The 19,888-nt window shown below is 48.5% G+C and carries 15 protein-coding genes and 1 pseudogene; 1 reads left to right on the forward strand and 15 read right to left on the reverse strand.

The genetic code is table 11. The features are described from left to right. Positions 1–71: 71 nt before the first annotated feature. The 4 genes from P3339_RS11280 to P3339_RS11295 all read right to left on the reverse strand — a co-directional run bounded on the left by P3339_RS11280 (position 72) and on the right by P3339_RS11295 (position 4,578). Entirely contained in the window at positions 72–1,295 is a 1,224-nt protein-coding gene (locus tag P3339_RS11280) for an acylphosphatase (RefSeq protein WP_282953456.1), read from the reverse strand. Next, positions 1,270–2,046 (reverse strand): hypothetical protein, encoded by a 777-nt coding sequence (locus tag P3339_RS11285; RefSeq protein WP_282953457.1) that lies wholly within the window; start codon positions 2,044–2,046, stop codon positions 1,270–1,272. The genes P3339_RS11280 and P3339_RS11285 overlap by 26 nt, the downstream gene beginning before the upstream one ends. Positions 2,047–2,110: 64 nt before the next feature. After that, complete coding sequence (ectB, locus tag P3339_RS11290) at positions 2,111–3,412, reverse strand: diaminobutyrate--2-oxoglutarate transaminase (protein ID WP_282953458.1); 1,302 nt, start codon at positions 3,410–3,412, stop codon at positions 2,111–2,113. Between the two features lie 221 nt (positions 3,413–3,633). After that, the gene (locus P3339_RS11295; protein ID WP_282953459.1) at positions 3,634–4,578 is read right to left on the reverse strand and encodes a M15 family metallopeptidase; all 945 of its coding nucleotides are present in this window, start codon (positions 4,576–4,578) and stop codon (positions 3,634–3,636) included. A 317-nt stretch (positions 4,579–4,895) separates the two neighbouring features. Between P3339_RS11295 and P3339_RS11300 the strand changes: the two genes are divergently transcribed. Further along, a complete protein-coding gene (locus P3339_RS11300; protein WP_282953583.1) occupies positions 4,896–6,527 on the forward strand; it encodes a BCCT family transporter in 1,632 nt (543 codons plus the stop codon). A gap of 56 nt (positions 6,528–6,583) precedes the next feature. On the opposite strand, the gene P3339_RS11305 is transcribed toward P3339_RS11300, so the two are convergent. From P3339_RS11305 to ectA, 11 genes and pseudogenes are all read right to left on the reverse strand, one after another. Next, a complete protein-coding gene (locus P3339_RS11305; RefSeq protein WP_282953460.1) occupies positions 6,584–7,297 on the reverse strand; it encodes a TorF family putative porin in 714 nt (237 codons plus the stop codon). 63 nt (positions 7,298–7,360) lie between these two features. Continuing rightward, positions 7,361–8,578: a BCCT family transporter gene (locus P3339_RS11310; protein WP_282953461.1), complete on the reverse strand. Its 1,218-nt coding sequence runs from the start codon at positions 8,576–8,578 to the stop codon at positions 7,361–7,363. A gap of 123 nt (positions 8,579–8,701) precedes the next feature. Beyond that, positions 8,702–10,375 (reverse strand): choline dehydrogenase, encoded by a 1,674-nt coding sequence (gene betA, locus P3339_RS11315; protein WP_282953462.1) that lies wholly within the window; start codon positions 10,373–10,375, stop codon positions 8,702–8,704. A gap of 12 nt (positions 10,376–10,387) precedes the next feature. Further along, on the reverse strand, positions 10,388–11,851 hold the full coding sequence (gene betB / locus P3339_RS11320; RefSeq protein WP_282953463.1) for a betaine-aldehyde dehydrogenase: 1,464 nt from the start codon (positions 11,849–11,851) through the stop codon (positions 10,388–10,390). A gap of 528 nt (positions 11,852–12,379) precedes the next feature. Then, entirely contained in the window at positions 12,380–13,798 is a 1,419-nt protein-coding gene (locus P3339_RS11325) for a sodium/proline symporter (RefSeq protein ID WP_282953464.1), read from the reverse strand. A 66-nt stretch (positions 13,799–13,864) separates the two neighbouring features. Next, positions 13,865–14,782 carry a TPR end-of-group domain-containing protein gene (locus P3339_RS11330; RefSeq protein WP_282953465.1) on the reverse strand — a complete coding sequence of 306 codons (918 nt, stop codon included), beginning with the start codon at positions 14,780–14,782 and terminating at the stop codon, positions 13,865–13,867. Further along, positions 14,767–16,197: an aspartate kinase gene (locus tag P3339_RS11335; protein WP_282953466.1), complete on the reverse strand. Its 1,431-nt coding sequence runs from the start codon at positions 16,195–16,197 to the stop codon at positions 14,767–14,769. Before P3339_RS11335 ends, P3339_RS11330 begins: the two co-directional genes overlap by 16 nt. Positions 16,198–16,259: 62 nt before the next feature. Next, a complete protein-coding gene (thpD, locus tag P3339_RS11340; RefSeq protein ID WP_282953467.1) occupies positions 16,260–17,177 on the reverse strand; it encodes an ectoine hydroxylase in 918 nt (305 codons plus the stop codon). Between the two features lie 24 nt (positions 17,178–17,201). Then, positions 17,202–17,606 (reverse strand): ectoine synthase, encoded by a 405-nt coding sequence (locus P3339_RS11345; RefSeq protein ID WP_282953468.1) that lies wholly within the window; start codon positions 17,604–17,606, stop codon positions 17,202–17,204. 112 nt (positions 17,607–17,718) lie between these two features. Further along, positions 17,719–19,014: a diaminobutyrate--2-oxoglutarate transaminase gene (gene ectB / locus P3339_RS11350; RefSeq protein WP_282953584.1), complete on the reverse strand. Its 1,296-nt coding sequence runs from the start codon at positions 19,012–19,014 to the stop codon at positions 17,719–17,721. A gap of 42 nt (positions 19,015–19,056) precedes the next feature. Next, positions 19,057–19,506: pseudogene (gene ectA / locus P3339_RS11355) on the reverse strand (diaminobutyrate acetyltransferase); the annotation flags it as partial. Positions 19,507–19,888: the final 382 nt, after the last annotated feature.

Raw genomic sequence — 19,888 nt, forward strand, 5'->3', positions numbered from 1 at the left:
GGTGAGCGCTCTAAGGCACTTTTTTCTAGAGGTGCCTTCTAGATCACTCTTAAAAAATCAAGGAGTTGCCATTAGCTAACCACCACAAAGCTTGAATGTTGAATTTTACTATATTCTTCAATTCGAATTATATCTCCATAGTTTGCTCCCATGAGGTCTTGGCAGGTGGTAAGAAAGTCATCAAGAGCTCTGGGCGCCCCCTCTAAAAGCATTTCCAAGGTTTCATTTTGGATGTTTTTCGCCCACCCTGAAATGCCAAATCTTGCCGCACTTTTCTGTATTTTTTCAGCAAGATCTTTAAAAGATACCTCTTTACCTAGTTGGATATGTATAGATTTTTGAATGGTTATAGTTTGATCTTCACTTTCAAATAAAGAGTCCAGTAAAGCGCCAGCTACATCTCGACCAATACCAATATCTGGATGGTGATGCCAAGCCAGAAAGGGCTTGTATGTGACATCTCTAATTGCCCATTCCTGGTCTTTAGGAGATGCAGATATATCTTCGGCAATAATAGTTACCCCGGAAAGGTAGGGGTGGAACAACTCTGATATAACATGACTCGCAATCTCCGTGAATTTGCAATGTATCTCCCTGGTTACTTCCTGCCATCTATGGTTTACTCCAAGCTCTGTATTTAGCTTGTATCCTTCATGAATGCTTTGAAGTACGGACACTACCGCACCATCTATTAGTACCAGCCTGTATATCTTTAGTTTTTCACCTACATCATTTTTACTGAAGTAAGGTATTTTTTTGTACTTCAGGAAGCTTGAGAGAAAACTTTTATCATTGCATATTATTCGCGATACTAAAGATGTGCTTTCTGGCATGCAGCCAAGAAATAGGTGCGATTGTTTTTTATTTTTGGCAATAAACACATTGTCATCTACATCCTCAGTTTTGATTCCTTTCCTTAGGGCAGCCTGTTTGATAAATTTTATTGAGTTTCCAAGCTCTCTAAGTGATGCATTATCACTTATGGTGTAAGAGTATTGAGGGGCTGGATTGTAGCTAGCCTTTTTGTTTCCAGTGGCCGCAGATGGGTGTTTTAAAACATATTCAAGTAGTGCTTTAGGGGTGTTAATCTGATCGCCGTATCCCGGAAATGTAGGGGAAGATATATCTGGATTGGAGTTAACCTCAAGGACAACGGCCCTGGCATTTTCCTTTTCTGTATCCACAATCAAGTCAACGCCTGCCTGTATAATTCCAGGAAAAGTAGCGGCTGCCCTCTCTGCAATTTCAAGTGTTGCCTTATCTACGTGGTCAATAAAATTGACTATTTCCCCCAACTGTTGCTACGCTTGTAAGCCATACTCGCTCATTATGCTCGGGGACATAATCTAAAGTGAGGCCCTTCCTATCGATCAAGTCAAACCGATTGATCGGGTCATGAATCAGATTAGGATTGAGCTTTCTGCGTTCATTTTTCTTTTCTATCAAATGCCTGATACTGCTTATTCCGTCGCCAACTACATTTGCAGGAATTCTAACAAATGCTGTTACGGCTTTGCCTCCAATTACCCAGACCCTTAAATCATATCCGTCAATGCTTTTCTCAACAATAATTTCCTTACTGTACTTTGCTGCAAATTCCCAGCCGCTAATGAATTCTTCTTCGGTGCAAATACCGGTGGTAACACCTCTGGCCATGGAAGCATTGTTTGGTTTGATGGCAACCTTGCCATTAAAGTTCTTGAAATAGGCAAGAGCGCTCTTAATATCCTTGAAAACATTCCCCTCCGGAACCGGCACTCCATTCTCAGTTAACATCTTCTTTGCAATGTTCTTGATTCTTGCACAGTAGCTATGAACACAGGAGCTTGATGGGGAGTTGCTCAAGAATGGGACTCGCAGGTCCCCATTGATGATCTCGTAAATAGATTTTTCATGAAACTTGAAAGTGCATCCTAACCTTTCAGCTTCTGCAGTTATTATTGGCAGGCTAAGATCTCTCTCCTTTACTTTAAGAAAAGGGGAGTTGGAATAGTCATTCTCTTCAGTGAGAATATTACTTAAATTTATCTGTTTCTCATTCAACATAAATATATACATCCATGTATGTTATAGGCTCTAGGTGTTTTCTATTCTTGGTCCGCTGGATAAATTATATTCGGCAGGTGTCAATGTTGGTCATTGTCTGCAGTATATTTTCTTCCCTGGCAAAGACTTCCTGAAATGCTTTTTCAATAATATCGATACCGCCTTGAAGGTTTTGATCACTGGTAGTTAGGGGGCAAAGCAGTTTAAGAACCTGGTCATCGGCGCCACTGGTCTCAATAATCAGCTGATGTTCAAACGCATACTCGGATACCCTTTTGGCCAGATAGCCTGTTACGCAGTCGATGCCTTGAAACATACCACGACCTTTACTTTTCAGTAGGCCCTCGCCGTATTGATTAATAATGCTGTTAAGACGTGAGGAGATATAGCTGCCTTTTCGCTTTATATCTTCAGAGAAGCTAGGGTCTGACCAGTAGTGGTCAATTGCCGCTTTTGCGGTTACAAATGCCAGGCTGTTACCGCGGAAGGTACCATTGTGTTCCCCTGGCTTCCATTGATCCAGCTTGGGTTTCATTAAGACTAGTGCGATCGGTAATCCATAACCTCCAAGCGACTTGGAAAGAGTGATAATATCGGGCTCAATCCCCGCTTCTTCGAAACTGAAGAAATCGCCAGTTCGTCCACAGCCAGCCTGGATATCGTCAACTATCAAAAGCAATTCATGTTTTCTGCAAACACTCTGTAGATTTCTTAACCATCCTATACTGGCACTATTAATACCGCCTTCACCTTGAATTGTTTCCACAATAACGGCAGCTGGTGAGCCGATACCACTACTGGAGTCCGATAGTGCCTTATCCAGGTACTCCGTTGTGTCAATGCCGTTCCCCAAGTAGCCGTCATAAGGCATTCGATGGGTACCATTTAGTAGAATACCAGCCGCATCTCTGTGATAGGAGTTTCCCGTTGCTGCGAGGGAACCAAGACTTACACCATGAAAACCATTGGTAAAGGCAATAATGGCTTGCCGTCCAGTGACCTTGCGGGCAACCTTCATGGCGGCTTCTACTGCATTAGTTCCTGTAGGTCCTGTAAATTGGATGATGTATTCCATGCCCCTGGGGGCAAGGATATTGTCACTAAAGGTTTGGAGAAACTCTCCCTTGGCCTTGGTGTGTAGATCCAGACCGTGTGTAATACCGTCGGCCCGGATGTAATCCAATAGAGCCCCTTTGAATAGTGCGTTATTGTGCCCATAATTGAGTGCACCTGCTCCAGCCAGAAAATCTAAATACTGGTTTCCATCCAGGTCCCACAATAATTCACCTTTTGCGCGACAGAACACCTTTGGGAAGGATCGTGCATAGCTTTGCACTTCCGATTCAACCTCATCGAAAATCTTCATTCTGTACTCTTAATGAAGTTTGGCTATTTAAATGAGTGTAGTGGTATCCCAAATAGGGTACTTATATGGGAGCTAAAATTGCCATTTGATACAACGCTGCCTGGATCTTCTAGCTTGTATTATAAAGGCGTGATATTTTACGATTCGTACCTCTAAGATGACGTCTTAGATATGCTACTAAAAATATGGCGCCAATTTAGCCGCTATTTACCACAGTTACATTATTGAGAACCAAATGCAGGCGTCACCCGATCTACACAGTATTTTCTGAGGTGAGTGGGGTTATTGATAAGCGTGTTCTCTTTGAAACACTGATTAAGCAGGCTCACATACTGGTTGAATAGCAGCTTTGCTTCCTTTACCGGTAAAGAAACGAGCCGGTTAATAAACTGGCGGGTACCAACCTGGAAGTGCATATAATCAATCGGAGCATTCCAATCTCCTCCCCAGACAGCAAAGCCATGCTTGGCAAAAACTGTAGTTATATCTTCAGACATTCCTTTGCGTATCGGCTTTCCTGCCCGGTATTTTGCTCGGTTTAAATAACCCTCTGCTGCATCCTTCGGGATTACCACTGCTTTTGAGTGTTTATCTATATGTAGATAGGGATTCTGTAGGGGGTTGATATCAATGGCAACACCATAAGCATGCTCAGACCATTTATTTCCGCCGGTGATGGGCCGGGAATCAAAGGCGAGCGTGTTATTCATATCATCTGCAAGACGCTCTTTCTTCGTGAAATACTCAATTGGTATTGCTGATTCTATCGGAAAATGCAATTGGTATAGCTCTGTAAAAAGATCCAATACTTCAGCGGCAACGACATCAAGTACAATAATTGCCCCTTTTTCAGGGGTCTTAATAGTACTTGTTTGATTGATACTTGTGGCACCTTTATTACTACTGGTTGCATTACTTTTTTCTGTCGGGTTAGGTAAGAGTGGATAGAAATTAAAAACTACTCTCTTTAGACGTCCACAGCCGATAGGAGAATCACTTCTGATAACTTGCCTATATCCCATTAGCTCACAATCCTTTTGGGAGACATCATAAACACCTATTTCGGATTCAGGCCTGAAGTCATAGATATCAATATCGCTTAAAGGACTTTTTGTACACGCCCACAGAGCTAAGCCAAATAGAATGGTGATCGCCAATTTATACATATCGATCCTTCTCTTTTACTTTGAAATTTTTAACTTTCAAAGCTGTTTGAATATGTGCCGATCTGTGTTTGGTAAGGAAAGTTAGTAGTGAATTTCGCCATATGAATGTCATATCAGTATACTTTTTGGCATCACATTGTCTTCCTAAAAGATTGGCGTATTAATGTTCGGTAGTGTTGCGTAGGGGGTTTATAAAAGGCTCAAGTCATAATAGTGATACTGGTGTATGTTATTTTTCTTTTGACCACCAATATCAATTAATACGGAGAGATTTATTGAATAGGGGATCGGAAGATCTAATAGACTGGCCCACCTTTTTGGGCGCTCTGACAATATTGCTAGTGACAACACTGCCTCTGATCTTATATCCCGAGGCTGGCTCTATGTGGCTCTTGGCAGTGAAAGACCTGGTAACAGAAAAGTTAGGTGTTTTTTATCTTCTACTTGGCATAGGGGCGATGCTGTTTGTGCTATATGTCGCATTTAGCGATATCGGCCGGATAAAACTGGGAGGCCAAAAGGAAGCTCCAGAGTTCTCAACTGTGTCCTGGGCTGCCATGCTGTTTTCTTCTGGCATTGGCGCTTCGATTTTATATTGGTCGATGGTTGAATGGATCTACTACTACCAACAGCCGCCGTTCCAAGTTCAAGCGAGCTCAGTCGAAGCCGCCCGTTGGGCCGTTTCTTACGGAATTTTTCACTGGGGGCCATTAGCCTGGTCCATTTATTTGATCCCTGCGGTGCCTATTGCTTACTTCTATTATGTACGCCAGCGTAAAGTCCTGAAATTTAGCCAAGCACTTGCGCCTGTGCTGGGAGAGGGGAGAGCAAATGGGCCCATTGGCAAGGCTATAGATATTTCCCTGGTGTTTGGGATGCTCGGAGGTGCCGCTACGCGACTTGGTATTGCTGCGCCGCTGATTACTTTGGGGCTTTATAAGATATTTGGCATGCCTACCGGACTGGGGGTTCAGGTTGGCGTACTTGTGATATGTGCACTGTTGTTTGGCTACAGTGCCCTTGCAGGTTTGAAACGGGGAATTGGCGCACTCTCGAACTTCACTATTTTTCTGTCCCTTGCACTGCTATTCTTTGTATTTGTCGTTGGCCCAACGCTATTTATGCTTAACAGCGGGCTGGACTCTCTGGGCAGGGCCCTGCATAACTTTTTGCAGATGGCCACTTGGACTGAATCCTTCTCTCATTTCCAGCAGTTTCCCAACACCCGTTTTCCCCAGGAGTGGACCGTTTTCTATTGGGCTTGGTGGCTGGTTTTTGCGCCGAGTATTGGCCTTTTTATTGCGCGTATTTCCCGAGGCAGGACCATCAAGGAAATGATCCTTGGTTCAATATTATTTGGCACTCTCGGATGCTTCTTGTTCTTTATGGTGCTGGGCAACTACGGGGTTTACCTGCATTTCTCGGGTCAGTTGGATTTGGTGCAAATGCTGAATCAGCAAGGCGCTAATAGCACGATCTTTGCGATTTTGGATACGCTCCCGGCAAGCCAGTTGGTTGTGTTGCTATACACACTGATCGCACTGGTCTTCACGGTTATTACTTTTGACTCCATTTCTCACATTCTTGCGGCCGTTGTGCAGAAGGAGGTCGATGGTGAGCCTCTTCGGTGGAATCGAATTTTCTGGGCATTTGCTCTGGCAGTAATGCCAATCGCCTTGCTGTTTATCGGTGGGCTCGAAGCACTGCAGGCCGCAAGTATTATTGCCGGTGTACCTTTACTGCTAATCGCACTTTTACTTTGTATCTCAATCGTCAAAGTTGCCCGGCACGACTTGGCTTTACATCCGGCCTTGGCTGAAAAGGAAATCGTTTTAGAGGGCCTGCCAAAAGAAGAACACCGGAACTCAAATGGGGCGCCTGCGCAAGAACAAGTGATGATGAAATCTGCTGAGAAGCTCGGCAAGGGAAGTGAAGGGGAGTTGCCTTAGGAGTTGCCTGGCGAGGAACCCCGGGGCCGTTTTAGGCCCCGGCTTGCATTCTTAACTTAAAAGTTAAAGGTGCGGGCAACAGAGAAAACAATACGTTCGTCGGCATTCTCAGAATCGAGAGTAGTGTTTTCTGCTGCAACATTGAGGTCGAAGCCGTTCAGGGAGGTCATGTACTCTACACGGTAGTGGTTGTAGGCTTTTTTACCTTCCCAGGTCCAGTTATCTTTATTGACGCTGGTGGAGCGGTCAGCACTGAAGCGAATATTGTGACCCTCTGCAAGCTCAAAGGTATGGGCCAGCATCATAATGTAGTGGCCACCACCCTGGCCAAAGTAATCCCAGCTGTACCAACCGTTGACTTCGGAATCGCCCAGTGCAGAGCTGTAGCCAAACTTGGCATAAGCTTCCGGGTAAGCGTACTCTTCAGAGAAATCATTATCACCGTGATAGGTGTAATAAGCGATTCCGGTGTCCAGGCTCACTTTGTCGGTAAGTTGCATGAACTTACCTGCGTAGAAGTCCCACTCCAAGTTAGTGTCATCACCTTTGCCAAAGTCCACGTTGGAAGCCCAGGTACCAATATACCAACCGTTATCAAAGCCGTAGTCCAGGCTAGCCTGCAGTGCTGGGTCATTCTGGGTCTGGCTAACACCGTTAAAGGTGTAGTCGGTGGTCAGATTTACAGTAGAAGACAGCTCCGCTTGGGATTGCTGAGCAAGTACCAGTAGGGAAGCACAAGTGAGTGCAGAAAGTTTCAACGTCGATTTCATTGTTCAATTACCACTTATTTATATTTTGTAGCCCCCGCCAAACTAGGCGGGGGATTTCTACAGTTAGCTCGCCAGTTCGATCTTGTTAAAGTCGACTTTGTTTTCTTTAGGCGAGGAGTCGATAGCTGCTACCGCTCTAAAGCGCTTCACCAGGATGTAACCCAGACAGCAGAAGAAGATGCCGATCACCAGAGCGCCGATCCACTGGATTTGCAGGAAGTCCAGCTTGAACAATAGGGTGAGCAGGCTCATTGCAGCCAGGTTCAGCACGAAGTACTTCCACTTGCCCAGGCGCGCAACGGTCATGCCCAGATTATCGGTGTACAGGCGAATCAGGGAATCCAGCGAGTTGATCACGAAGGTAATACCCACAATCACCATAGCCAGGTTGTAGAAGCCGCTGGTATCCAGGCCTTGGCTGGAGTAGTAGTAGAGCACGGTGAACCAGAGCGCGATGGGGATAGATGGGAAGATCAGCATCGCCGCCAGTACTTGGTAAGTGCGCAGGCCGCCCACAAAGCGGGAGGTAAACTGGCCAATCATAATGCTCCAGGCAAACCACCAGAACAGGTAGAACTCGTGGTAGTCATTTAACGGCAGCACGAACTGGTGGATATTGCCGAAGTAACCGCCGAGCAGTGCAAAGGTGGAAGCAAAGTCTCCAACGTTGCCATTCTCACCGGTAAAGGCGCCTACCCACATGACCGCGATCAGGCCAATAAACATCCAGGTAGTCGCCAGGCTGAGGAAGCGTACATAGCGCAGGCTAGTGGATGAGTAGACCGCAGCGGCGATCACTGCAAAGACGATCAGGTAGAAGGTGCCAACAATGGTTTCACCATCGCCAACTTGCGGCAGGTACCAGGGCAGGTTGCTGAGCAGCAAGTAGGCGGTAAAAGCACAGGTTCCGATAATCACCACATTGTTGATCAGCTTTACTGGGCCCAACTCAAAGAATTTAACTTTGGGCTCGATAATGCAGAAGTAAAAACAGGTGAGGAAGTAGAAGCCCCAGATCAGGAAGGCCCAAAAACCAAACTCAATCGCGAGTGGGTTGGTGAAACCATATTCTGGGCTATTGGCTAAGTCTGCGTAGCCACCGAACTCGGTGAGGGGGAACATGATCAGGCCTACATCAAGGCCGGAGGTGAAAAGGATCGCTATAAAAGTGAAGGTTTTGACCGGGGTTACCCCGACCATCTTCACATTTCCCCATTTAATCAGCGAGAAAATTATTGCCGTGAAGGTAAACAATAATCCCGCGGAAAGCCAAGCTGTCATGCTGAGTCTCCAGCTAGTTATTGGTATGCCGGCGCCCCCAAAGGGCATTGCTGTGCGAGATTTGAATATCCCCGTCGCGTTTGAAGGGGGCAGTCAAATCTCTGCCAGAGCGCCGACGTAAATTCAGCTCACAGAGCGCGCAGGGCGGCCAGGTCGCTGAGTGCTGGTAGCTTTGGTCGCTACCGGTGCCTCGGAGGGCGCCAATACGGGGCGCCCTAAAATCAGGTCAGCAGCCCGCTCCGCCACCATAATGGTGGGCGCATTCAGGTTGCCGTTGGGAATGGTTGGAAAGATGGAGGAATCTACAACTCTCAAACCCTGCAAACCGTGTACACGGGTTTCCGGGTCTACCACTGCCATTGGATCAGTGCCCATCTTGCAGGAGCAGGATGGGTGGTAAGCACTCTCGACGGATTCCCGTACGAAAGCGTCAATTTGTTCATCAGTCTGGATATCGGTGCCGGGCTGGATTTCATCGCCTCGGTACTCGTCGAAAGCCGGCTGATTGATAATCTCGCGAGTCAGTCGCACACAAGCGCGGAAACCCTCGATATCCTCTTTCTCCTGTAAATAATTAAACAGGATGGAAGGGGATTGCCTGGGATCACTGCTCACCACTTTGACCCTGCCGCGACTCTTGGGCTTGTTGTGCCCGATATGTACCTGGAAGCCGTGGCCATCGAAAGCTTCGCGGCCGTCATAGCGCATGGCTGCCGGCAGGAAGTGATATTGCAGGTCCGGCCACTCCACGTTTTCCTTGGAGCGAATAAAACCGCAGGACTCGAAATGGTTGGTGGCTCCAAGGCCATCCTTCTTCAGTATCCAACGAGCGCCGATCAGGAATTTATTCCAGGGGTCGAGCTTGCCATTCAGGGAAATCGGCTGGTTACAGCGGAACTGGAAATAGAACTCCAGGTGGTCCTGCAGGTTTTGGCCGACGCCGGGGAGTTCGTGTTGGAGTTCGATACCGGCTTCTGCCAGTGTGTCGGGGTCTCCGATTCCGGAGAGCTGAAGAAGGTGAGGGGAGCCGATGGGACCTGCGCTGAGGATGACTTCCTGCCGCGCCTTGAATTCCAGGATCTTTCCCTTGCGTTCAAGTTTGATTCCGACTGCCCGTTTACCTTCCAGAATCACCTTATGCACAGTGGCGTGGGTCAATACCGTCAAATTGGGGCGCTGCATGGCCGGTTTCAGGTAAGCGTTGGCGGTAGACCAGCGCTTTCCATCTTTTACCGTCATATGCATGGGACCAAAGCCCTCTTGCTGCTCACCGTTGTAATCTGCGGTGTAGTCGTAGCCAGCTTCTTTGCCAGCTTCGATAAAGGCTCCATAAAGGGGGTTGGCCATTTCATTGCCGTTATTGACCCCCAGTGGACCTTCGTCGCCACGGTAATCGTCACCGCCGAAAGCCCAGGTCTCAGAGCGTTTGAAGTAGGGCAGACAGTGCGCGTAGTCCCAGCCTTCGGCGCCGTGCTGTGCCCACTCATCAAAGTCTTTGGCGTGCCCGCGCACGTAAACCATCCCGTTAATCGAGGATGAACCCCCGAGCACCTTGCCTCTGGGGCAATGCATGCTGCGGTTGTCCAGGTACGGCTCTGGCTCAGTCATAAACTGCCAGGCATACTTGTCGGTATTCATCGGAATGGATAGTGCGGTGGGCATCTGGATAAAGATACTGCGATCGCTACCGCCGGTTTCTACCAGGAGGACTTTTTTATCTTCCTGGGCAGACAGGCGGTTGGCCAGAACGCAGCCGGCAGACCCGGCGCCGACAATGATATAGTCAAACTCACTCATACAGGGTACCGCTTAAAATGGACTTTCCAGTGGTGCCAGGCCCACATACACCGCTTTTAGCTGGGTGTAATGATTCAGGGTCGCAAGTCCATTTTCGCGTCCGATTCCGGACAATTTGTATCCGCCCACCGGCATTTCTGCCGGCGAAGCACCGTAGGCATTGATCCAGCAGATACCCGCTTGCATCTGGTGGATCACACGGTGGGCGCGAGTGATATCACGGGTAAATACGCCGGCGGCGAGGCCCAAACGGGTATCGTTAGCGCGGCGGATCACTTCGTCTTCATCATCAAAAACCAGTACCGACATTACCGGGCCGAAGATCTCTTCGCGGCAGATGGTCATATCGTCATGACAGTCGGTGAATACGGTGGGAGCAACGAAGTAACCGTTAGGTGAATTCTCCGGGGAGAGGGTGTGGCCGCCGCAGAACAGGGTCGCACCTTCCTCTTTACCCTTGCTGATGTAGTCCATCACCAGTTGCTGGTGCTTGGCAGAAATCAGCGCGCCGAAGTTGGTGTCCGGATTCATCGGATCACCGGCAATAATGTTTTGCTCAACACGCTCTTTCAGGCGAGCGAGGAACTGATCGTGGATGCTGCGGTGTACAAATACCCGGGTGCCGTTGGTGCAGATTTCGCCCTGGGTGTAGAAGTTGCCCAGCATGGCAGCAGAAACGGCTTGCTCCATGTCGGCATCATCAAAAATCACTAGCGGGGACTTGCCTCCCAGCTCCATGGTGACTTCTTTCAGGTTGGAAGCCGCTGCGGCCATTACTTTCTTGCCGGTACCCACTTCGCCGGTAAAGGAAACCTTGGCGACATCCGGGTGGTTAGTGAGCCAGGCACCCACGGCGCCATCGCCCTGGATTACGTTGAAAACACCCGGGGGCATGCCCGCTTCAATAAAGATTTCAGCCAGCTTCAAAGCGCCTTTGGGGGTCTCTTCGGAAGGTTTGAAGATCATGGCGTTACCGCAGGCCAGGGCCGGGGCGGCTTTCCAGCAGGCGATTTGTAAGGGGTAGTTCCAGGCACCGATTCCAGCGCAGATGCCCAGGGGCTCGCGGCGGGTGTAGTAAAAGTCCTCACCGACTTGCTGTTGATTGCCCTCAATGCCTGCGGCCAGGCCGGCAAAGAATTCGATAGAGTCGGCCCCAGTCACCACATCGACAACACTGGCTTCCTGCCAGGGCTTGCCGGTATCAGCCACTTCGATAGCTGCCAGTTCGTCGTTGCGCTCGCGCAACAGTGCTACTGCTTTCAGCAGGATGCGACCGCGTTCGACCGGCATCATCGCTGACCACTGGGCAAAACCACGCTTGGCGCTCTCGATGGTTTCTGCGAGTACCTTTTCGTCGGCAACCTCAACCTGATAGCTGACCTCGTTGGTAGCCGGGTTATATACATCAAAGCACTCGCCGCTCTCATTCGACAGATAGCGGCCGTCTACAAAATTCCGTTGTTTGTCCAGTGACATCTGTCTCTCCATACTGCTTTAACAGAGGGTCAGTCGGTTGTTCATTGGCGATGGACTTGAAGGGCGCAATGGGCCGATCGTGAAGGTCCAGTCATCATAAAAAAGGGCCGGTCTGACGAAGACATTTGTCCCTAATCGTCAGATTCCAGCCCAGGCTCGATAGTCGTTTATCGAGCGATATGACACAAAATGTAACATATTTTTAATTTGAACTCTAATTGTTAGCACTCAATGCAACAAAGCTGGCGGATTCGTAGGAGGATTTATTTTTCAGCGACTACAGAGTTAATCCGCATTTTCAAAGGTTAAAAGTGGGCTGGGTTGGGCCAAAAATCTCATTTGAACTCTATAAAAAGTACTGTATGAATTTTGCTCAATCTGACGATCTCGGGATCAAGTCAGGTGCCCGTAAGGAGGGGCTTTGGGCGGCAGGAGATAGAATTTGTCGCTTTTGGGGGAGGAGGCTCTAGCTGGTGAAGGTCTGGCAGGTGGGGAGGCTCTACCTCCCCAGAATTACTTTGAGTGAATTTAACTGTTTGCCTCGCGTAAAGTGGAGGTTTGGCGGTTCAGGCTGGCCAGATATAGCACTGCTAACCCAGCTGCAATACCCGGCAATCCCTCATAGATCACGCCGTGATACCCCAGTAGCCGCCAGGTAATCGCTGCTGTAAAGCCGATAATTACTGCTGCGATAGAGGTTGCCTGGGATGGCTTGCCCCCAAAGCACAATACCAGGAGTAGGGGGCCAAATGCGCTGGCAAGTCCCGACCATGCGAAAATAACTAGGCTGAACACACTTTGGCTATTGGCGAGCGCCAGTAGCAATGCGCCGCCGGTTATGGCAACTGTGACAAGCTTGAGGAACCAGGTTTTTTCAATCTTGTGCGGAAGAATATCGTGGGTAATGGCTGCGGAGCAGCTGAGAAGCAGGGAGTCTGCGGTGGACATGGTTGCGGCAAAGATACCAGCAAGGATCAGCCCAACAAAAACAGGGGGCAACAAATCCATAGCCATGGTGGGAAGAGCAAGCTCTGCATCAAAGCTCCCTGTGTCAGCAATAAACACTCTGGATAGCAGGCCGACCCCGGTGGCCATACAATAGAAAAGGATAAACCACAGATAGTACCAGGCCCTTGCCCGGTTCATCTTGCTGGAATCCCTCAGGGTCATAAATCGAACCATAACGTGGGGCTGTCCAATCACAGACAATCCGGCAAACCCCCAACTGATCACAAAGAGTATCACCCCGCCCCAGCCCGCAAAGGCGAGCCCCTCGGGAAACCAATGGGTAAAACCTTCAATAGCCTGCATTTGTATCGCCGCACTGGTGATGCCGCCCAAATTGGCAAGGGCGACGGCTAGAAGTGCTGCCATAGCCCCCATCATAACGATGGATTGGGCCGCATCAGTCCAAATGGATGCGCGGATGCCGCCAGCTAAACAGTAGAGGCAAACAAGCACAGCTCCAACTACAGCACCGGACCAGAGGGGCCAATCCAGCAGTACGTGCAGGGCTTTGCTGCCGGCAACCATTTGGGCAGAGGCATAAGTTAGTAAAAACAGCAGGGAAATGATGCCGATCAGGCGCTGCAGGGCTGAGTACTTCTGTCCGTGCCAGTTACTGAGAACACCTGCGTAGCTGACTTCACCACTTGAACTGGTAGCGGTTCTTAATCGTTTGTGTACATAGAGGGAAGCCAGAAAATCTCCGGCAATCCACCCCACCATCAACCAGATGGAGGCCAACCCGGTGGTGTAGGTATAGCCGATAACCCCGATAAACATATAACCGCTATTGTTCGTTGCCACGGCAGACAAGCCTACCAGCCAAGGGGAGACGCCACTGCTGGCAAGGTAATAGTCGGCTTTGGTTTGACGGCTGAACATCGCAGAGGAGAGGCCGACCAGAGTGAACAAAAGTAAAAAACCAAGAAATGAATAGATCATCGGCAATCCTATTATTTTTATCCCGTATTTTTTATGGGGTGGTCTTCAGAGGTTATCCGAATATTTCTAGCTTCCCTTGCCACCACTTTGCGGCGAGGGAGTATTGGCAATAACCTGGTCGAGTTCCTCAAATACTTCACTTTCCGCTAAAGGCTGTAAGGCGCTATCAACCAGGATCTCGTCGCGGTAGCTTTCCCGCCTTTTGATGGCTTCAGCCAGATAACGCAGCGCTTCATCAAATTGACCCATGGCAGTATGGGCGCATGCCAGTTGGTAGAAGGCATGGCTGTTATCCGGATCAATACCCAGGGCCTGGTGACAAAGATTGGCGGCCCACTGGGGTTCATTAAGCTCCAGCACCGCATCAGCTTTATAGGTAAGGGCTTCTACATCCTCGTGACGAAGGCGCAGAATCTCGTCGTAAATGGCAATTTTATTTGCCACTGAGGATTCCTGTTGGGCGCGCAGCCACAGGGACTGCACTTCCTGGGTTAGCTCGATTTCCTCGCGGTTTTCTTCAATATGCTGTGTTTTCTGTTGAAGCTGCTTCTCTATAACTTCCAAACGCTTTTCGTATTCCTGGACCAGCTTTGAGATTTCCTCATCGGCCAGGGAGTGCACCCGCTCTTTAATATCCTGAAATGACCGCCAACCAACTAAAACCAAAATTGAAGTGGCGGCGGCTATCAAGTAGAAAAAGTAGGTAACCGTATCGGTTGCGTAGGCTACGGCTCGATCGACAGAGTTGTGTTCACGATCGACAATTTGCTGAATCAATTCCTGCTTGGCATTAGCCTGATCGATTCGCAGCTGCTTAATTTCGTCTAGCACATAGCGCTCGACGAAGGGTGTGTACAAGGGCCTCTCAAGGGTGTCGACCTCGCTTTGCGCACTGTCTTTTTTCTTTTCTTCCGCTTCCTGGGAAATAGAGGTGGCGGAAGTTAATAAAAAGAGCAGGGCACAAAGGCTCAGGATGCGAGGCATATCGCCGTCCCGTGATTGTAAATCTCTACCAGTGCCTCGTGTAGAGTCCGAACGGCTGCATCATAGTCTGGCTCACTAACGATGAACTGCATATCCACATGACGCAGGGACTGGTGCATGGCGAGCACGCGGATGTTGCTTTTGGACATCGACTGCACCGCTTTGGCCAGCACGCCGGGGATTTGCATATCGCTACCGATGGCTGAAACTATGGCGACTTTGCGCTGGTTCAGTTCGGCTTCTGGAAAATGCTCTTCCAATGCAGCCTGAATCCGCTTAATTGTTTTCAGATTGGTGGAGAGGAAGTGGGTAAGGGTATTGGCATTAGTGTCTTTGGAAATAATATGGGCCTTGAAGCGTTTGATCACCAGTAGCACTTCGCGGTCATAGTCGTGGATGCTACCCGCCATATCCTGGTCAAATAATTCCAGGGCATAAACCCCTTTACAGCCGGCAATAATCTCAACCCGTGGAGAGTCACTGATATAGTCACCAGTAATCAGGGTGCCTGCGTGCTCAGGTTCGAAGGTGTTTTTTACCCTGAGAGGAATATTTTGCTGGCGCAACCCCTTGGCAGCTTTTGGGTGAATCGCTTCCATACCCAGGTTTGCCAGTTGGTCGGCCACATCATAGTTGGTGCGGCCAATGGGTACTGCATTTCCCTCTCCCACCAGGCGAGGGTCTGCACTGCTCAGGTGGAACTCTTTGTGAATCACCGCCTCCTTTGCCCCGGTGAGGACGGCGAGACGACTGAAAGTCATCTCGCTGTAGCCCCGATCAAATGAGATCAGCAGGCCCTTATCGCTATGGGCATAGCCGGTAACAATGGGTAGCTGCTTACTTAAGTCGATAGTGGCAAAGGCATCCCGGATACGCTCATCCAGGGGAATGTGCTTGTTGGTCCGCCAGCCAGTCAGGTCGACAAAGCAGGCATTTACACCATCCCGCTGCAACAGTTTCGAAGTGTTCCATGCGCTGTGGGCCTCACCGAGGCTGGCTAACATCTCCCTTACCGTGCCCAAGTGGGCGTCGAGGGAGAAGTGGCCGTGCTGACAGAGGCTTTGCAGGTCTCTCAGGCATTTTTTAGCGCTCTCCAGCCTTTCATCCAAAAACAGGTTGGCTTCCGCGAGAAGATCGCCATGCCCGAAAAGGCGCTCGTTGATTTGCCGCAGTGCTGCTCGAAGCTCATCAAACTTAACCAGCCAGCTATCGTCCTCAATACTGCTGGAGAAGAGGGCATAGATACCTGGTTGACCACTTTTCTTGTGCTCTAGAAGCAGGTCAGTAATACCGCCATAGGCAGAGACTACAAAAACACGATTGTAGATCCCCTTGGAGTCACCTTTGATAATATTATCCCGGACCGCTTCGTAGTCCGTCATAGAGGTGCCGCCAATCTTTTCTATCGTATGCATCGTCTCTTACTGGTCCTTCTTTCTCTTAAATACTGGGTGAGTGCTTTGAATTGAGATTCGCTTCAGATAATAGAAATTGATTTCCTCGCACAGATGTATTCCGGCCTGGGAGGTAAGTCGCAAAACGGAGCCTCCACCTTGTTGCTCAAGGCATTAAAAACAAAAAACAAATTAGATCTCGGGTCGGGGCTGATATTGTTGCTGGACCCATGCATTAAATTGCAGTCAAACACAACAACACTGCCGGGCTTGCCTGTAATAGCTGATATCCCACCACTGGATATCAGAGCCCTCAATTGGCTATCTGAGGGAATACCAAGTTCTTGCTTTTTAAGTGAGCTGAGGTAGTTCCTTTTTGGTGTTTCACCATCGCAAGCAATGTAATGGCGGTGGGACTTGGGAATCAGCATTAACGGACCGTTAAAATGATGGTTCTCTGTTAAGGTAATGGAGATGCTGAGTGCGCGCATACGGGGCATGCCGTCCTCGACATGCCATGTTTCAAAATCGGAGTGCCAATAAAAATCTTTCCCGCGAAAACCAGGTTTGTAGTTCGCGCGAGACTGATGGATATAAACATCATCACCCAAAATACATTTCGCAATACTTGATAGCCGCTGATCCCTGGAAAGCCGGTTAAAAATTCGGCTGCTTTTGTGGATACGAAAGACTGAGCGCACTTCGTTACTTTCAGGTTCGGTGATAATTTCTTCCGATTTTTCAGTGTGACTGCGTTGTTTAATCTCAGTCAACTCTTGCGTAAAAAGGTGAATCTCTGCCTGGGAAAATATATTCTCCAGTACAACAAAGCCCCGCTCTGCATAGCGCTTGAGTTGAGATGGTGTCAGTGGTGAGAGGGGCTGGCAGCCCCCATACACAATTGGATCTTTGCGCACCATGGCACCACCCAGAAGGCCCGGTTTTCGGGAGGGGTAGCAATCTTCCCTGGTAACACTTGAGCTATCTGGAAGGTACTTCATGGATACTGCCCTATGACTGACTAATTATTCATCAATCTTATCAGCCTCAAGTTCGTAGGCTCCCTCAGCATTGTGTACTTCCTTGCCATTCAAAGGCGGGTTAAATACACAGGCCATAGTCATTTCTTCAAAGGCTCTTAAAATGTGCCGGTCATGCTTATCTAGAATATAGATAGTTCCAGGTTCGATAGGGTGCTTCTTGCCATCCTCAAGAGTTTCTACCTCACCTCTGCCGGAAATGCAGTAAACCGCTTCCAAATGGTTTTGATAGTGCATTTGGAAATCAGCATCGGCATAAATAGTGGTGATATGGAAAGAAAAACCCATTTCATCATCTTTAAGCAGGAGTCGGGTGCTCTCCCAGTTGTTATCCGGTGAAACAACCCGGCGGCCGGATTTTTTAGCTTCCTGTAAATTTCTGACAATCATTGGTACTTCGCTGTTTCGTGTGTGTTCGAGTCTGGCTGGTCAGCAATATTCTTAATTTGCAGCCTGCGCAGTTGGATCTTTTTACGTGAACCTTTTCTGAGGCCCTTAAAGTCTAGCAGGCTTCAAAAAAGACTCTTTCCTCAGGCATATCCTGCTCTCCGGCGCAGACTTCCCGAATAGCGGATTCAATAATGTCGATCCCTTTTTTAAGGTTTTGATCGGTGATAATCAGTGGGCAAAGGAGCTTAACGATCTGGTCATCGGCTCCGCTGGTTTCAATAATTAGTCCCTGCTTAAATGCGAGTTTGGTGATCTTTCCTGCAAGTTCGCCGCTGATGCAGTCGATACCCTGAAACATACCCCGGCCTTTGGTGGTGAAGTTGCCCTCACCATATCGGCTGACAATCACATTCAAGCGCTCGGAAATGTACTTGCCCTTACGTTTGATTTCCCGTGAGAAGTTTTCGTCAGACCAGTAATGATCGATAGCGGCTTTCGCAGTTACAAAAGCCAGGTTGTTGCCACGGAAAGTGCCGTTGTGCTCACCGGGCTTCCACTGATCCAGTTCTGGTTTCATTAGCACCAGCGCAAATGGCAACCCATAGCCGCTGAGGGATTTGGATAGCGTAATGATATCGGGTTCGATACCGGCCTCTTCAAAGCTGAAAAAATTGCCCGTGCGGCCGCAGCCCGCCTGGATATCATCGACAATAAAAAGTAAGCCGTGTTTTTTGCAGACGGATTGAAGGTTTCTTAGCCACTCGATGCTGGCCACATTGATACCGCCTTCCCCTTGAACTGTCTCAACAATCACTGCTGCGGGAGAATTAATACCGCTGCTAGAATCTGAGAGGACCTTGTCGAGGTATTCGGTGGTATCGATATTTTTGCCTAGATAGTCGTCAAAGGGCATGCGATGCGTGCCATTGAGGCTGACACCAGCCGCATCCCTGTGATGCGAGTTGCCGGTGGCGGCCAGCGAGCCAAGGCTTACGCCATGGAAACCGTTGGTAAAGGTGACGATATTCTGCTGCCCGGTAACATTGCGGGCAATTTTCATTGCCGCCTCTACCGCATTCGTCCCTGTCGGGCCGGTAAACTGCACCACGTATTCCATATTCCGCGGCTTAAGAATTTTTTCATTCAGTGCCTGTAGAAATTCACCCTTGGCCTTGGTGTGCATATCGAGGCCGTGGGTGATGCCATCATCCTGAATGTAATCCTGTAGAACCTGTTTAAACAGAGGGTTGTTGTGTCCATAATTGAGAGTGCCAGCACCAGCCAGAAAGTCTAAGTACTGATTTCCCTCCTCATCCCACATCAGCTCGCCTTTTGCGCGATTGAAAACTCGCGGAAAGGAGCGGGCATAGCTTTGCACTTCTGATTCAATCTCATCAAAAATTTTCATTCTCTTCTCTTTGTGAAGTTTAGTTATTCGAGTAATGGGTCCGATGCGGACGAGGATTTCGGAATCATGCTGCCCATCAAAGTGAGCCATAGAGTCCATCCAGGGTGAGGAATGGAGATTGGTAGAGAGATTCTCTGCTGCACTCTGAAAAAGAGCCCAGGAGGGTAGGTTGTGCTCCGTGATTGTTGTCTCGATAAATTTAATCGACTCGCATTGGGGGCGATCGACAATATCTCTCAGCATACGGGAGGCGAGCCCCAACCCCCTCGCTACTTGGGATACCGCAACCTGCCAAACAAAAAGAGTGTCTGTTCGGTCGGGAATGATATATCCCGAAATAAAGCCCATCACTTCTCCATCTATCTCTGCGATCACCGAGGTATTGGCAAAGTGATCACACTGAAGAAGGTTGCAATAGCTGGAGTTGGTATCTAATGGTGGGCAGCTCTCAATCAGCCGATGAACATCCATTCCATCCTCAAGGGATGGCATTCTTAACAAAATACTTTCTGGAGTAGACAAAAAACCTTCCCTACCAGTAAATTATAATTTCACTTCTAAATATTTATTTGCTTGAAAATTACTCAACTTGTTTATATATCACTCTATATCGGTGTTTTTTCTTCAAAATCTAGATTAAATTGTTTTGAGTGCTAAACATCGTACACAAATTAAATTTAAAGTCTAGGGCTGCTTTAGCGAAGCTGGTCACAATATTTACCCTAAGAAAGTGCAGTTTCTTGGGATTTTTGGCCTATTGCTGTGCGAAATTGACTTCAATTTATCCCATCGATTAGCGATGAAAAGTTCCAAGTGAAATCAGTTTTGTATAAAAAATGAACACGAAAGGAGCGGTCTTATAGTTTTCTCCATG

Origin of the sequence: Microbulbifer sp. MLAF003 (assembly GCF_030012965.1) — a bacterium.
Taxonomy (GTDB): domain Bacteria; phylum Pseudomonadota; class Gammaproteobacteria; order Pseudomonadales; family Cellvibrionaceae; genus Microbulbifer; species Microbulbifer variabilis.

What these genes read in the sequence shown, in the direction of transcription:
- P3339_RS11285 (WP_282953457.1), bottom strand. Translation starts at nt 2,046, where the DNA reads ATGTTGAATGAGAAACAGATAAATTTAAGTAATATTCTCACTGAAGAG.
- P3339_RS11325 (WP_282953464.1), bottom strand. Translation starts at nt 13,798, where the DNA reads ATGATCTATTCATTTCTTGGTTTTTTACTTTTGTTCACTCTGGTCGGC.
- betA (WP_282953462.1), bottom strand. Translation starts at nt 10,375, where the DNA reads ATGAGTGAGTTTGACTATATCATTGTCGGCGCCGGGTCTGCCGGCTGC.
- ectB (WP_282953458.1), bottom strand. Translation starts at nt 3,412, where the DNA reads ATGAAGATTTTCGATGAGGTTGAATCGGAAGTGCAAAGCTATGCACGA.
- P3339_RS11330 (WP_282953465.1), bottom strand. Translation starts at nt 14,782, where the DNA reads ATGCCTCGCATCCTGAGCCTTTGTGCCCTGCTCTTTTTATTAACTTCC.
- thpD (WP_282953467.1), bottom strand. Translation starts at nt 17,177, where the DNA reads ATGAAGTACCTTCCAGATAGCTCAAGTGTTACCAGGGAAGATTGCTAC.
- ectB (WP_282953584.1), bottom strand. Translation starts at nt 19,014, where the DNA reads ATGAAAATTTTTGATGAGATTGAATCAGAAGTGCAAAGCTATGCCCGC.
- betB (WP_282953463.1), bottom strand. Translation starts at nt 11,851, where the DNA reads ATGTCACTGGACAAACAACGGAATTTTGTAGACGGCCGCTATCTGTCG.
- P3339_RS11295 (WP_282953459.1), bottom strand. Translation starts at nt 4,578, where the DNA reads ATGTATAAATTGGCGATCACCATTCTATTTGGCTTAGCTCTGTGGGCG.
- P3339_RS11335 (WP_282953466.1), bottom strand. Translation starts at nt 16,197, where the DNA reads ATGCATACGATAGAAAAGATTGGCGGCACCTCTATGACGGACTACGAA.
- P3339_RS11310 (WP_282953461.1), bottom strand. Translation starts at nt 8,578, where the DNA reads ATGACAGCTTGGCTTTCCGCGGGATTATTGTTTACCTTCACGGCAATA.
- P3339_RS11345 (WP_282953468.1), bottom strand. Translation starts at nt 17,606, where the DNA reads ATGATTGTCAGAAATTTACAGGAAGCTAAAAAATCCGGCCGCCGGGTT.
- P3339_RS11305 (WP_282953460.1), bottom strand. Translation starts at nt 7,297, where the DNA reads ATGAAATCGACGTTGAAACTTTCTGCACTCACTTGTGCTTCCCTACTG.